Genomic DNA, 13,006 nt, shown 5'->3' on the forward strand with positions numbered 1-13,006 from the left:
CCGCGAGGAGCAGGATCGCCACGATATTGGTGATCTTGATCATCGGGTTGACCGCAGGACCCGCGGTATCCTTGTACGGATCGCCGACGGTGTCGCCGGTCACCGCAGCCTTATGGGCTTCGCTGCCCTTGCCGCCATGGTTGCCGTCCTCGATATATTTCTTGGCATTGTCCCATGCGCCGCCGCCCGAGGTCATCGAGATGGCGACGAACAGCCCGCCGACGATCACGCCGAGCAGGAGCGCGCCCAGCGCCTCCAGTGCCGCGGCCGGGCCGGCCACCGCGCGGATCACGAAATAGACGACGATCGGCGCGAGCACCGGCAGCAGCGACGGAACGATCATTTCCTTGATCGCCGCCTTGGTGACGAGGTCGACGGTGCGGGCGTAGTCGGGTCGGCTGGTGCCGTCCATGATGCCCTTGTTGTTCGCGAACTGGTCGCGGACGTCCTTCACCACGTCGCCCGCTGCGCGGCCGACCGCGGTCATGCCCATCGCACCGAACAGGTACGGCAGGAGCGCGCCGAGCAGCAGCCCGACGATGACGTAGGGCGACGACAGCGAGAAGGTCAGCGGCGCGTCGATGCCAAGCTTTGCCGAATATTCGGCGATGTCGGCGGTGTAGGTGCCGAATAGCACCAGCGCCGCGAGACCCGCCGAACCGATGGCATAGCCCTTGGTCACCGCCTTGGTCGTGTTGCCCACGGCGTCGAGCAGGTCCGTCTTTTCACGCACGCTGTCGTCGAGTCCCGCCATTTCGGCGATGCCGCCGGCATTGTCGGTGACCGGGCCATAGGCATCGAGCGCGACGACCATGCCCGCAAGCGCGAGCATCGCGGTGGCGCCGAAAGCGATGCCGATGATGCCGGCAGTCTGATAGGCGACGATGATGCCGACGCAGATGACGAGCGTCGGCAGCGCGGTCGATTCAAGGCTGATGGCGAGGCCCTGGATGACGTTGGTGCCGTGGCCCGTTTCCGAAGCCTTGGCGATGCTGCGCACCGGACGATAGTTGGTGCCGGTGTAATATTCGGTGATCCAGATGATCAGCCCGGTGATGACGAGACCGAGCAGCGAGCAATAGAAAAGGTCGCTGCCGTTGAATTCGGTGCCCGTGATGTTGCTGTTCATGTCGCCGCCCAGCGCATAGCTGGTCGAGAACCAGATTGCGGGGATCGACAGGACCGCCGTGACGAGGAAGCCCTTGTACATCGCGCCCATGACGTTGGTCGACGAACCGAGGCGGACGAAATAGGTGCCGATGATCGAGGTGATGATGCACACGCCGCCCATCAGCAGCGGCAGGGTCATCAACGGCACCAGCATATCGCCCGCGCCCTTCAGCAGCAGCGCGATCAGCACCATGGTGGCGCCGACGGTGACGACATAGGTTTCGAAAAGGTCGGCCGCCATGCCGGCGCAGTCGCCGACATTGTCGCCGACGTTATCGGCGATCACGGCAGGGTTGCGCGGATCGTCTTCGGGGATTCCGGCCTCGACCTTGCCGACGAGGTCGGCGCCGACGTCGGCGGCCTTGGTGAAGATGCCGCCGCCGAGGCGCGCGAAGATCGAGATCAGCGAGGCGCCGAAGGCCAATGCGACAAGCGCGTCAACGACGGTTCGGTCCTCACCGCCGACGGTGAAACCGCCGGGGCCGACGAGATACCAGAAGAAGACCGAGATCGCGAGGAGCGCGAGGCCCGCCACGAGCATGCCGGTGATCGCGCCAGCGCGAAACGCCATGGTCAGTCCCGCCTGAAGCCCGGTCTGCGCCGCAGCCGCCGTGCGAACATTCGCCTTCACCGAGATGTTCATGCCGACGAAACCGGCAACGCCCGAGAGGACGGCGCCGATCACGAAGCCGGTCGCCGAGATCGGACCGAGAAACAGCCCGACCAGAATGGCGACAACGACGCCGACGATGGCGATGGTACGATATTGGCGGCCGAGATAGGCCTTGGCGCCTTCCTGAATGGCGGCGGCGATTTCTTGCATCTTTTCATTACCGGCGGAGGCGCTGAGCACCTGCCGCGAGGTAATAAATCCATAGAGCACGGCGACCAGGCCGCACGCTATCGCGATCAAAACCGGATTCATGCGTGACTATTCCTTCCCCATGAGAAGGGCGACGCAGAAGATAGCAGTCGAGCACGTCCGACTTATTGATGCCGGTTCGCTCTCTCCCCTGATGCGACCGCCCCAAATTTGGACGCCGAGGTTATGGGAAGAAAGAATGCCAAGGGCAAGCCCGGTTATTCGGCACTTTTCCGTGCTTTCAGATCAGTGCATGAAACCGAGGCGCTCGGGCGGCGCAATGCGCTGCGCCCGGTGGGTGAGCATGATTCCCTCACCCACCCCGGCATGACCGAGCGGGGTCACCGCCACATTCAGCCGCGCCGCGATCTCGCGGATCGCCCCGGCCACACCGGGATCGGCGGCGAACAAAAGCTGGTAGTCGTCGCCGGCGCTCGCCGCCGCGAGCCTCGTATCGAGCACGTCGGGCCGCACCGCAAGCAGCGCAGCCGACAAGGGAATCGATTCGAGCATGAGGCCGATTTCACACCCGCTCGCCTCCGCCATCCGCTGCGCGTCGATGAACAGGCCGTCGGAGACATCCATCATCGCATGGACATGGTTTGCCACCGCCTGTCCGAAGGCCAACTGCGGTTCGGGCCGGTTATAGGCGGCGAGGCAGGTCTCGTTCGCGTCCTCCTGCCCCAGCCGCATTGCAAGGCCGAGCCCGGCATTGCCGATCGTCCCTGTCACCCAGATCTGGTCGCCCGGCCGCACCCCGCTTCGCGCGGGCGCACCCGTCACGGGCGCTTTTCCGACGGCGGTCAGCCCGAAGGTCCGCGGCGCACCCACGGGAACGCCCACCGTGTCGCCGCCGAGCAGCGGCACCTCGTAACGGCGCAGCACCTCGCCAAGACCGCGAATGAAGGCCGCATCCCAGAGCTCGTCGCCGGTCAGGCTGTAACCGACGAGTACGCCGAGCGGGGCTGCTCCTTTGGCGGCGAGATCCGAGAGGTTCACCGCAACCAGCTTCCACGCGACATCCTGCGGTCGTTCGTCGGGAAGGAAATGGATACCCTCGACGATCATGTCGTGCGTGAGGACAAGGTCGCCCAGCACCGCAGCATCGTCGGCAAGGCCGCGCGCGGCGGGGTCGGTCGCGATGGCGCGCAGGCGGGCGATAAAATCGGCTTCGCTCAAACCACAACCTCCGCTCGTCCCGAGCTTGTCGAAGAACCGCTCCTTGTTGTCATGGCAAGACAGAAGCACCCCTCGACACGCTCAGGGCAAACGGGTTCCAGACCGTTTGGTTGCTACTTCCGCACATCCTTGCCGATCGCGTCGAGCAAGCCGTTCGCGAAACCCGCCTCGCGCGTATCGAAAAAAGCCTTCGCGACATCGACATATTCGCTGACCACCGCGCCGACCGGCACGTCGCCGCGCGCGATCAGCTCGTAGACGCCGGCACGCAGGATCGCCTTCATCGTGCGGTCGAGCCGGTCCATCGTCCAGCCGCTCGCGAGCCGCGCGACGATCGCCGCGTCGATCTCTTCCGAACGTACAAGCGTGCCCTTGACGATATCGTCGAAGAAGGCGGTGTCGGCGTCGGCATATTCGGCGTCCTCGATCGTCGCGCCGATGCGGTGCATGTGAAATTCATGGATCAGCTTGGTAACCGGCGTCGCCTCCATCTCATGCTGATAAAGCGCCTGCACGGCGGCGAGGCGGGCGGCGGAGCGGGATTGGGCGCGTTTGTTCATTTCTGTTTCAATCTGTTGGCGACGCTGAGCGCGTGCGCGGGAAGTCCTTCGGCGCCGGCAAGCGCGACCGCGGCCGGGCCGATCGCGGCAAGGCTCGCCTCGTCGAGCGCGAGAAAGCTGGTGCGCTTCATGAAGTCGGTGACCGACAGCCCGCTCGAAAAGCGGGCGCGGCGTCCGGTGGGAAGGACATGGTTCGGACCGGCGACATAGTCTCCTATAGCCTCCGGCGTCTGGCGACCGAGAAAGACCGAGCCCGCATGCCGCACCTTGGCGAACAGCGCGTCGGCTTCGGCCGGATCGACCGCGAGTTCGAGATGTTCGGGCGCGAGCCGGTCGCACAGCGGGATCGCATCGGCGAGCGTCGGGACGACGATCACCGCGCCATTGCCTGCCCAGCTCGCCCGCATCGTCGTCGCGGTGCTGAGCGTCGGGATCACATGTGCGACCGCTGCCGTGACCGCATCGGCGAAATCGCCGTCGTCGGTGAAGAGGATCGACTGGCTTGTCGGGTCATGCTCGGCCTGGCTCAGCAGATCCGCGGCGATCACATGTGGCTCGTTCCGCGCATCGGCGACGACGACGATCTCGCTCGGCCCTGCAACCATGTCGATGCCGACGACGCCGTAGAGCTGGCGCTTCGCCTCGGCGACCCAGGCGTTGCCGGGGCCGGTGACGACATCGACCGGCGCGATGCGGTTCGTGCCATAGGCAAGCGCCGCGATCGCCTGCGCGCCGCCGACGCGCCAGATTTCGTCGACCCCGCCGATATGTGCGGCCGCCATCACGACCGGATTGATCTCGCCCCCCGGCGTCGGGGTCATCATCACGATGCGCCCGACCCCCGCGACCTTCGCGGGAAGGATATTCATCAGCACCGACGACGGATAGGCCGCGCGTCCGCCCGGCACATAGACGCCCGCCGCATCGACACCGCGCCAGCGCGCGCCGAGCCGTGCCCCCGCGGCATCGCGATAGTCACGGTCCTCCGGAAGCTGCGCTGCGTGATAGGCGCGGATGCGTTCCGCCGCGAGGTTCAGCGCATCGCGCAACCCGGGCGCGAGCGCCTCATAGGCGGCGGCACATTCGGCCTTCGAAACGCTCCACCCGCTCGCATCGAGATCGAAGCGGTCGAACCTGGCGGTATATTCGGCGAGCGCGGCGTCGCCCTCGGCCTTCACCTGCGCGATGATCGCCGCGACGTCGACCGATACGTCAGACGCGCTTTCGCGCCGATCATTGACCAGCGCGTCGAACTCGGCCGCGAAGCCAAGGTCGGAAGCGTCAAGCCGCCGCATCGCCGACCGCCTGCCGAAACTTCTCGACCAGCGCCGGCACCTCGGCCGAACGCAGCTTGAACGCGGCGCGGTTGACGATCAGCCGCGCCGACACCTCGCTGATGACCTTCTGTTCGGCGAGCGCATTTTCGACCAGCGTGCGCCCGGTCGAAACCAGATCGACGATATGCGACGCAAGCCCGAGCTTCGGCGCGATCTCCATCGCGCCATTGAGCTTGATGCATTCGGCCTGGATACCCTGCGCCTCGAACCAGCGGCGCGTCGTGCCGGGATATTTGGTCGCGACGCGAATATGGCTTTCGCCCAGCCCCGGCGGCGCGCTGCCCTCGGGACCCGCGAGCGACAGGCGGCAATGGCCGATGCCGAGGTCGACGGGCGCGTAAAGCTCCGAATAATCGAACTCGTCGACGACGTCCGATCCGACGATACCGAGCTGCGCTGCGCCGTGCGCGACGAAGGTCGCGACGTCGAACGCGCGCACGCGGATCAGCGAGATATGCGGCTGGTTTGTCCCAAAAACTAACGCCCTGCTTTTCTTGTCGAAAAACTCATCCGAAGGCTCTACCCCGACGCGCGCAAGCAGGGGGAGCGCCTCGTCGAGGATGCGCCCTTTCGGGATGGCGAAGATGATCGGTTCGGGCATAAGCTTGCGCGCCCATAAGCGGCGAGAGGAAAAAGGGCAATGAGCGAGCGCTACGACTTCATCGACATGGCCGAAACCGGCCCGAAGGCCGTCCGCACCGCTTTCGCCAACCAGGTCGCCTATTGCCGCCATAATGACGCGCGGGTCACCGCACGCGTCGTCGCCGCGCTGGGATCGCTGCTCGACAAGCCCGAAAGCGAATTCGCGCGCCGGATCGCGAGCTGGCAGGGCGCCCCGCTCGCCGACGCGCTGCCGCTGCGCGCCGCAGGCGGCATTCACGCGCTTCACCTGTCGGGCGCGGCGCACGAACTCGCGCCCATCTACGCCGATGCCGAGGATATCAACGACGGCGCCATCATCGCCGGAGTCGTCCGGCGGCACGAGGCGGCGCTGCTTCCGTGGCTCGACGGCCCGCCGCAGACCAACGAGGCCGGGCGCTCGTCGAACTTCATCGCCGCCATGCTATGGCTCGCCGACCGGGGCTTGCCGCCACGCTTCGAATGCCTCGAAATCGGGTCGAGCGCGGGGATCAACCTGATGATCGACCGCTATCATTACGACCTCGGCGCCGTGCACGTCGGGCCGCAGCCGGGCGCCATCGCCTTCGCTCCCGAATGGCGCGGCAATCACCCGCCGCAGCATGCCATCGAAATCACCGGCCTCAAGGGCTGCGACGTCGCGCCGGTCGACCTCACCGACCCCGTACAGGCGCTGCGGCTCAAGGCCTATATCTGGCCCGAACATGCGATCCGCTTTGCGCGCATGGAGGCAGCGATTGCCGAGGCGCACAAGGCGAAGCCCAGGCTCGTCCGCGCCGATGCCGCCGAATTCGCCGAGACCGAGCTTGCAAAGCCGCAAGCCGCGAACACGACGCGCGTGCTGATGCATTCGATCGTCTGGCAATATGTCCCCGCCGACCAGCAGGCGCGCGTCACCGCAGCGATGGAGGAAGCCGGCGCGCGGGCAACCGCCGATCGCCCGCTCGCGTGGATCGCGCTCGAGGCGAACCGCACGGTGCACCACCATGAACTGGTGCTGCGCTATTGGCCGGACGGCGAAGCGCCGCAAAAGCTGGCGCACGCACACGCGCACGGCGCGTGGATCGAGTGGCTGGCGCGCTAGAGCCGCGCTTCGAGCCGGGCGAGCAATTGCTGCACCGGAGCGACGGCGGCCGGCGCCTCCCACCCCGTTTCCAGCATCGATATCCGCTCGAACAGGCGTTCGCTCGCCGCAATGATCCGGCGGACCGGTTCATCGAAACCTGAGCAAATGTCCCAGTCGGCAGCGACCGGTTCGCCGATCCGCGCCGCACTGTCGTCGCGCATCGCGCCCGGATCCCCGGCGAACATCGCGCGGCGGTGGAGCAGCCAGGCGATGACATGCATCAACCGCGTCGTCGTCTTCAGCGACTCGCAGGCCAGCCCGATCTGCGCGGCGGCGTCGCGGCGAACGGCGCCGAGGTCGCGCTGCGCGGCAAAGGCGGCATGCGCCTCGTCGGCAAGCAGCATCGCCTCGACATAGAGATTTTCGACCTGCGCACGTTGCACAGGCACGCCGATTGCCATCATGTCCGTTCGCCCGCCGACCATGGTGGACGGGATGCCACGCTCCGTACCCATCCGGCAATCGCGGTAACCATCATTTGCGGCCGGTGTCCCGTTTTGATTCAGGCCGTTGGTTCAGGCGATGATATCGGGCAGCAGTTGATCCTCGCACCAGGCGATCTCGTCGCGCAGGCGCAGCTTGCGCTTTTTCAGCCGCGCGAGTTGCAACTGGTCGGAGGCGGCCCCCTCGCCGAGCGCGATGATCGCCGCATCGAGGTCGCGATGCTCGATGCGAAGCAGTTCCAGGCGCTGGGTGATTTCCTCGGGGTTCACCTAGCTTCCCTGCCACGTTCACCACTGGTCCGCAACGGGGACCATTTGACCGAATCGCCACGACATGCCGGCCGATTCATGTTTTACTTCGCCCTGCCCATCGAGTCGAAAAGGAGAATGCCAATGAGCACGTCGCACCTTTCCACCCTGAAGTCCCGCCACGCGGACCTCGATGCGAAAATTGCGAATGAAGAGCGCCGTCCCGCCCCCGATACCGGCGTGCTGGCGCAGCTCAAGAAGCAGAAACTGAAACTCAAGGAGGAGATGCTCGCGATCGCCTGATCGCCAGCGCTATCGCCCCGCTGATGCCGCCCTGTTCAAGGACGCATCAGCGCCGGCGATAGAGGGGCCCTGTCCCGAGGCCCGTGCGCCGCAGATGCGGCGGCAGATCGGACTGCTGAACCACCTGACGACGAACCGCCTGCGGATCGACAGCGCGGTCGAAGGCGATCCCGAACTTGCCTTCGCCGACCCAGATGACACGCCCCGCGACCGGTCCGACATTGCGCAGATTGACCTCGACCGCAGCCCCCTGCGCGACCCTGACCCCGGCCTCGGCCAGCATGCCGCCGGGCGACAGATTGCGCACGCGCGCGGCGACGGGCTCGGGGCTGCCGGTCAGGATCAGGCTCGCTTGCATGAACAGGCTGTCGCGATCGGCGCTGCGCGACAGCGCCGCGACTTCCTCGTCCACGGATGCCGGTCGTCGAGAATCCATTGCGCGCCCCATTTCTCATGCCGTTGAGGCACGGAATCTAAAGCCCAGCCGTTGCAGAATCGTAAATGGACCGTACGGCCCCGCGATCAATCCTCGCGCGAAATCCGTTCGTTACGTTCGTGGCGCTCCTGCGCTTCCAGCGTCATCGTCGCGATCGGGCGGGCCTGCAGGCGCGCGAGCGAAATCGGTTCGCCGGTCACCGCGCAATAGCCATATTCACCCTCGTCGATCCGGCGGATCGCCGAATCGATCTTGGCGATCAGCTTGCGCTGGCGGTCGCGGGTGCGAAGTTCGATCGCCCAGTCGGTCTCGCTCGACGCGCGGTCGGCGAGGTCGGGTTCGCGTAGCGGCCCGTCCTGGAGATGCGCGAGCGTCGATTCGGATTCGGACAGGATCGACTTTTTCCAGGCGAGGAGCAGGCCGCGGAAATAATCCTGCTGCCGCTCGTTCATGAACTCTTCGTCGTCGCTGGGGACATAGTCCGAATCGAGATTGGATTTGGCTTCGCGAAGCGCGTCTGCGCCAACGTCGGCAATCTTGGTCGGCATGAGGGGCTCTCGCGTCCTTTCCTGTCACCCGTCGCGCTGCAAGCGGCTCCGGGAGTGGCGCGCCTATACCCAGCCGCTGGCGACGATACAAGCGCCTAAGCGGGCGATAGCGACGAGGCGTGAAGCGCGGATGAACCACGGGCGATTCCCTCATCCTGCCGGCCGCCCGATGCCGCCCCCGACCGGTCGGCACGGGAGGTCGATTCAGGTCCGAAAGTTAACCAATTGCATAGAATTGTTGCGTAATTCGTTCTGTTTTGGGACAGATACGGCGTTTTTTGTTGATTCCGCACTCCCTTTCCCGCTCTCGGACAGGCAAACGCGGTTAACACAATTGCCGCGTTCACAAAGCTTTGGCCTTTTCGGGGTATAGCGAAGGTGCACGGGGGTGTCGGTCGATGGCGCTTCGCACCTGCAACGGGAAAGAAAGAGAAACCTATGTCTGTCCGAATGGCCCTTGCCAAGCTTTGCGCCTGTACCTGCGGCGGGGCGATCATCGGTAGCGGCGCAATGCAGATCGCCGACGTTCCGAAAGCACGCGCGCAGGTGCAATCCTGTTCGCCCTGCGCGGGCAAGAAGGTCGTTCGCAAGCGTTACGCCGCCCGCAAGCCGGTGAAGCGGGTGCGCCGCGTCGTCACGACGAAAAAAATCATCCGTACCGCGACCCCGCAAACGCAGGTGGTAACGCAGACGATCCCGCTGCCCCCGATCCCCTACGCGCCCTTCCCGCAGCGCGGCTGGGAAGGCGGCGGCGGTAGCGGCGGCGGCGTGACCGTGATCGGCGGCGGTTTCGGCGGCGGCTTTGGCGGCGGTTTCTTCGGCGGCTTCTTCGGCGGTAGCTCGGGCGGCGGCAGCAGCGGCAGCATCGTCGTGACCTCGACGACCACCGGCGGCGTGTCGACCTCGACCAGCACCTCATCGGGGGTGTCGACGTCGACAGGCAGCGTCTCGACCTCCACGGGCGGCGTATCGACCTCGACCGGCAGCGTTTCGACGTCAACCGGCGGGGTTTCGACTTCGACGGGTAGCGTCAGCACCTCGTCGGGCAATGTCTCCACCTCTTCGGGCAATGTCTCCACCTCTTCGGGCAATGTCAGCACGTCGTCGGGAAATGTGTCGACCTCGTCGGGCAATGTCAGCACCTCGTCGTCGAGCAGCAGTTCCTCGTCGAGTTCGTCTTCCTCATCATCCTCTTCGTCGTCGAGTTCCTCCTCGTCGGGCGGCTCGTCGAAGGGCGGCAGCTCGCATGGCCACGGCAGCTCGGGCTGGGGCAGTTCGTCGAAGGGCAGCTCCGGCTGGGGTAGCTCGTCGCGCGGCGGTTCGAGCAGCAGCTCGTCCTCGTCGAGCAGTTCTTCCTCGTCGTCGTCGAGCAGCAGCACGTCGAGCGGCGCGACCGGCGGCAGCAGCAGCTTCGGTTCGACCGGCAGCACCAGCTCTTCGTCCTCGTCGAGCAGTTCGTCCTCCAGCTCCTCTTCGTCGTCGAGCTCGGGCGGCAGCAGCAGCCATGGCAGCTCGTCGGGCGATCCGACCCCTGTTCCCGCACCGCCGATGATGCTATTGTTCGGCGCAGCAGCAGCCGCGCTTGTCGCGCGCCGCCGCGCAGCGAATCGCAATAACGACGACGCCAACGCGGCCTGAACGAATCCACTGGCGGTCCGGGGGGCTAACCCAGACCACCGAACTGAGGGCTGCCCTCCTCGGGCGGCCCTTTTTTATTGCCCGCGTGCGAATCAGTTTGCCATATGGGAAACTATTTATATGGTTCGCCATATGGTGAACCAACAGACCTCGCTCGATTCGCTTTTCCACGCGCTCGCCGACCCGACGCGCCGCGCGGTCGTCAGCCGCCTGCTCAAGGGCGCCGCGCCGGTGAAGCAGCTGTCCGAACCCTTCGAAATGGGCCTTCCCGCCTTCCTCAAACATCTGTCGGTGCTTGAGGGATCAGGCCTGATCCACACCGAAAAACAGGGCCGCGTCCGCACCTGCCGCGTCGATGCCGAGCGGCTCGCGGCGGCCGAAGGCTGGCTCTCGCAGCAACGCGCCATCTGGCATGGTCGCACCGACCGCCTTGCCGACTTCGTCGAATCCCAAACCCCGGAGCAAATATCATGAACAACGACACGACCCTCACCATCTCCCGCCTGATCGCCGCGCCCCCGCCGGCGGTCTGGAATGCGTGGAGCGTGCCCGAGAATCTTGCCAGATGGTGGATCCCGGCGCCGATCGAATGCGAGGTCGTCAAACTCGACCTGCGGCCCGGCGGCGGTTTTGTGACGCGAATGCGCGCGGAAGGTGCGACCGATTTCCAACCGCATGTCGACGGCTGTTTTCTGGAGGCGATCCCGAACGAACGTCTGGTCTTCACCACCGTCCTCACCGAAGGCTGGCAACCGGCCGAACCATGGCTCGCGCTGACCGCGATCCTGACCTTCGAAGCGAAGGACGGCGGCACGCTCTATTCGGCGCGCGTGCTCCACAAGACGCCCGAGGACAGCGCCAAGCATGACGAGATGGGCTTCCGGGAAGGCTGGGGCACCGCAATCGGCCAACTGGCCGGGTTGGTGGAACGCTAAGACGGGCTTGCGCCGCGCGGGCGCCATCGCCATAGCGCGGCGCATGCACGATATCCGCCTGATCCGGGAAAATCCCGAAGCATTCGACGCCGGCCTCGCGCGCCGCGGCCTCGAACCCCTTTCCGCCCGGATCGTGGCGGCCGACGCGTCGCTCCGCGCGCTGCAGACGGAGATTCAGGGCTCGCTCGCGCGCCGCAACGAAGCGTCGAAGCTGATCGGCCAGGCGATGGCGCAGGGCGACAAGGACAAGGCCGAGGCGCTGAAGGCCGAGGTCGCCGACCTCAAGACCGCGCTTCCCGCCAAGGAAGACGCCGAGCGCGAGCAACTCGCCGCGTTGCAGGATATTCTCGCCGCGCTCCCCAACATTCCCGCCGACGACGTACCCGACGGCGAGGATGAGGAAGCCAATGTCGAAATCGCGCGCTGGGGCACGCCCCGGACGTTCGACTTCGCCCCGCAGGAGCATGCCGACTTCGCCCCCGCGCTCGGTCTCGATTTCGAGACCGCAGCCAAGATGTCGGGTGCGCGCTTCGCCTTCCTGAAGGGCCAGATGGCACGACTCGAACGCGCGATCGGCCAGTTCATGATTGACAGGCAGACGATCGAGGCGGGCTATACCGAATGCGCGACGCCGCTGATGGTCCGCGACGAGGCCGCCTATGGCACGACGCAGCTTCCGAAGTTCCGCGAGGACTTGTTTCAGACGACCGACGGGCGCTGGCTGATCTCGACATCGGAAATGAGCCTGACCAACGCGGTGCGCGAGGAAATCCTGCCCGAAGCAGAGCTGCCGGTCCGCATGACCGCGCTCACCCCCTGCTTCCGTTCCGAGGCGGGGTCGGCGGGACGCGACACGCGCGGCTATATCCGCCAGCATCAGTTCTGGAAGGTCGAGCTCGTCTCGATCGTCCGCCCGGAGGATTCGGACGCCGAGCTCGAGCGCAAGACGCGCGCCGCCGAACAAATCCTCGAGGCGCTCGAACTGCCGTATCGCAAGATGCTGCTGTGCAGCGGCGACATGGGTTTCGCGGCACGCAAGACCTACGACCTCGAAGTCTGGCTGCCGGGACAGGACAGCTATCGCGAGATTTCGAGCTGCTCGAACTGCGGCGACTTTCAGGCGCGCCGCATGAACACGCGTTTCCGGCGTGAGGATGTGAAGGGCAACGAGTTCGTTCATACGCTGAACGGCTCGGGCCTCGCCGTGGGCCGGACGCTCGTCGCGATCCTCGAAAATTACCAGCAGGCGGATGGCAGCGTCACGATCCCGGCGGCGCTGCTGCCGTACATGGGCGGCATCACGAAGCTGACGCCGAACAACTAGATTGTCGTCAGAAAGAGCAAGTATGCGCATCCTCCTCACCAACGACGACGGCTATCACGCCCCCGGCATGGCGGTTCTGGAGGCGATCGCCCGCCAGCTTTCGGACGATATCTGGGTCTGCGCTCCCGCCGAGGAACAGTCGGGTGCCGGCCACTCGCTCACCCTCTCGCGCCCCGTGCGCATCCGCCAGCATGGCGAGCGGCGCTGGTCGTGCAGCGGCACCCCGACCGATTCGGTGATGATGGCGATCGGCAAGC

Annotated in this window: 16 protein-coding genes; 6 read left to right on the top strand and 10 right to left on the bottom strand. The window is 65.8% G+C overall.

What is annotated here, in order from left to right:
- The 5 genes from JHC57_RS17045 to hisG form a co-directional block, all read right to left on the bottom strand.
- Positions 1-2,095: sodium-translocating pyrophosphatase (locus JHC57_RS17045; protein ID WP_294031473.1), on the bottom strand; the 2,095-nt coding region annotated here is incomplete at its 3' end.
- 183 nt (positions 2,096-2,278) lie between these two features.
- Positions 2,279-3,211, bottom strand: coding sequence for a thiamine-phosphate kinase (gene thiL / locus JHC57_RS17050; protein ID WP_294031475.1), 933 nt, complete (start codon positions 3,209-3,211; stop codon positions 2,279-2,281).
- 113 nt (positions 3,212-3,324) lie between these two features.
- Complete coding sequence (gene nusB / locus JHC57_RS17055) at positions 3,325-3,771, bottom strand: transcription antitermination factor NusB (protein WP_294031476.1); 447 nt, start codon at positions 3,769-3,771, stop codon at positions 3,325-3,327.
- Positions 3,768-5,066 carry a histidinol dehydrogenase gene (gene hisD / locus JHC57_RS17060; protein ID WP_294031477.1) on the bottom strand — a complete coding sequence of 433 codons (1,299 nt, stop codon included), beginning with the start codon at positions 5,064-5,066 and terminating at the stop codon, positions 3,768-3,770. Before hisD ends, nusB begins: the two co-directional genes overlap by 4 nt.
- Positions 5,053-5,709, bottom strand: a complete 657-nt coding sequence (gene hisG, locus JHC57_RS17065; protein ID WP_294031479.1) for an ATP phosphoribosyltransferase — start codon at positions 5,707-5,709, stop codon at positions 5,053-5,055. The genes hisD and hisG overlap by 14 nt, the downstream gene beginning before the upstream one ends.
- Positions 5,710-5,748: 39 nt before the next feature.
- On the opposite strand from hisG, the gene JHC57_RS17070 reads away from it, so the two are divergent.
- On the top strand, positions 5,749-6,831 hold the full coding sequence (locus JHC57_RS17070) for a DUF2332 domain-containing protein (RefSeq protein WP_294031480.1): 1,083 nt from the start codon (positions 5,749-5,751) through the stop codon (positions 6,829-6,831).
- Here JHC57_RS17070 and JHC57_RS17075 read toward each other — a convergent pair.
- Together JHC57_RS17075 and JHC57_RS17080 are read right to left on the bottom strand one after the other, a co-directional pair.
- The gene (locus JHC57_RS17075) at positions 6,828-7,277 is read right to left on the bottom strand and encodes a DUF1465 family protein (RefSeq protein WP_294031482.1); all 450 of its coding nucleotides are present in this window, start codon (positions 7,275-7,277) and stop codon (positions 6,828-6,830) included. The two genes, JHC57_RS17070 and JHC57_RS17075, sit on opposite strands and share 4 nt — an antisense overlap.
- A gap of 111 nt (positions 7,278-7,388) precedes the next feature.
- Positions 7,389-7,586 carry a DUF465 domain-containing protein gene (locus JHC57_RS17080; protein ID WP_294031484.1) on the bottom strand — a complete coding sequence of 66 codons (198 nt, stop codon included), beginning with the start codon at positions 7,584-7,586 and terminating at the stop codon, positions 7,389-7,391.
- A 123-nt stretch (positions 7,587-7,709) separates the two neighbouring features.
- Here JHC57_RS17080 and JHC57_RS17085 point away from each other — a divergent pair, with 123 nt between their 5' ends.
- The gene (locus JHC57_RS17085; protein ID WP_294031485.1) at positions 7,710-7,868 is read left to right on the top strand and encodes a DUF465 domain-containing protein; all 159 of its coding nucleotides are present in this window, start codon (positions 7,710-7,712) and stop codon (positions 7,866-7,868) included.
- Positions 7,869-7,914: 46 nt separating this feature from the next.
- On the opposite strand, the gene JHC57_RS17090 is transcribed toward JHC57_RS17085, so the two are convergent.
- From JHC57_RS17090 to JHC57_RS17100, 3 genes are all read right to left on the bottom strand, one after another.
- On the bottom strand, positions 7,915-8,304 hold the full coding sequence (locus JHC57_RS17090; protein WP_294031487.1) for a PilZ domain-containing protein: 390 nt from the start codon (positions 8,302-8,304) through the stop codon (positions 7,915-7,917).
- A gap of 86 nt (positions 8,305-8,390) precedes the next feature.
- The gene (gene dksA / locus JHC57_RS17095; RefSeq protein WP_039572520.1) at positions 8,391-8,852 is read right to left on the bottom strand and encodes an RNA polymerase-binding protein DksA; all 462 of its coding nucleotides are present in this window, start codon (positions 8,850-8,852) and stop codon (positions 8,391-8,393) included.
- Positions 8,853-9,565: 713 nt separating this feature from the next.
- A complete protein-coding gene (locus JHC57_RS17100) occupies positions 9,566-10,465 on the bottom strand; it encodes a hypothetical protein (RefSeq protein ID WP_294031490.1) in 900 nt (299 codons plus the stop codon).
- Between the two features lie 157 nt (positions 10,466-10,622).
- Between JHC57_RS17100 and JHC57_RS17105 the strand changes: the two genes are divergently transcribed.
- The 4 genes from JHC57_RS17105 to JHC57_RS17120 all read left to right on the top strand — a co-directional run.
- Entirely contained in the window at positions 10,623-10,964 is a 342-nt protein-coding gene (locus tag JHC57_RS17105; protein ID WP_294031492.1) for a metalloregulator ArsR/SmtB family transcription factor, read from the top strand.
- Positions 10,961-11,425, top strand: coding sequence for an SRPBCC family protein (locus JHC57_RS17110; RefSeq protein ID WP_294031493.1), 465 nt, complete (start codon positions 10,961-10,963; stop codon positions 11,423-11,425). The genes JHC57_RS17105 and JHC57_RS17110 overlap by 4 nt, the downstream gene beginning before the upstream one ends.
- Positions 11,426-11,468: 43 nt before the next feature.
- On the top strand, positions 11,469-12,749 hold the full coding sequence (gene serS / locus JHC57_RS17115; RefSeq protein ID WP_294031495.1) for a serine--tRNA ligase: 1,281 nt from the start codon (positions 11,469-11,471) through the stop codon (positions 12,747-12,749).
- 22 nt (positions 12,750-12,771) lie between these two features.
- A partial coding sequence (locus tag JHC57_RS17120) for a 5'/3'-nucleotidase SurE (RefSeq protein ID WP_294031496.1) occupies positions 12,772-13,006 on the top strand: 235 nt, incomplete at its 3' end.

Source organism: Sphingopyxis sp., from assembly GCF_016463645.1.
Classification (GTDB): domain Bacteria; phylum Pseudomonadota; class Alphaproteobacteria; order Sphingomonadales; family Sphingomonadaceae; genus Sphingopyxis.

What these genes read in the sequence shown, in the direction of transcription:
- nusB (WP_294031476.1), bottom strand. Translation starts at nt 3,771, where the DNA reads ATGAACAAACGCGCCCAATCCCGCTCCGCCGCCCGCCTCGCCGCCGTG.
- hisD (WP_294031477.1), bottom strand. Translation starts at nt 5,066, where the DNA reads ATGCGGCGGCTTGACGCTTCCGACCTTGGCTTCGCGGCCGAGTTCGAC.
- hisG (WP_294031479.1), bottom strand. Translation starts at nt 5,709, where the DNA reads ATGCCCGAACCGATCATCTTCGCCATCCCGAAAGGGCGCATCCTCGAC.
- JHC57_RS17070 (WP_294031480.1), top strand. Translation starts at nt 5,749, where the DNA reads ATGAGCGAGCGCTACGACTTCATCGACATGGCCGAAACCGGCCCGAAG.
- JHC57_RS17075 (WP_294031482.1), bottom strand. Translation starts at nt 7,277, where the DNA reads ATGATGGCAATCGGCGTGCCTGTGCAACGTGCGCAGGTCGAAAATCTC.
- JHC57_RS17085 (WP_294031485.1), top strand. Translation starts at nt 7,710, where the DNA reads ATGAGCACGTCGCACCTTTCCACCCTGAAGTCCCGCCACGCGGACCTC.
- JHC57_RS17090 (WP_294031487.1), bottom strand. Translation starts at nt 8,304, where the DNA reads ATGGATTCTCGACGACCGGCATCCGTGGACGAGGAAGTCGCGGCGCTG.
- dksA (WP_039572520.1), bottom strand. Translation starts at nt 8,852, where the DNA reads ATGCCGACCAAGATTGCCGACGTTGGCGCAGACGCGCTTCGCGAAGCC.
- JHC57_RS17105 (WP_294031492.1), top strand. Translation starts at nt 10,623, where the DNA reads ATGGTGAACCAACAGACCTCGCTCGATTCGCTTTTCCACGCGCTCGCC.
- JHC57_RS17110 (WP_294031493.1), top strand. Translation starts at nt 10,961, where the DNA reads ATGAACAACGACACGACCCTCACCATCTCCCGCCTGATCGCCGCGCCC.
- serS (WP_294031495.1), top strand. Translation starts at nt 11,469, where the DNA reads ATGCACGATATCCGCCTGATCCGGGAAAATCCCGAAGCATTCGACGCC.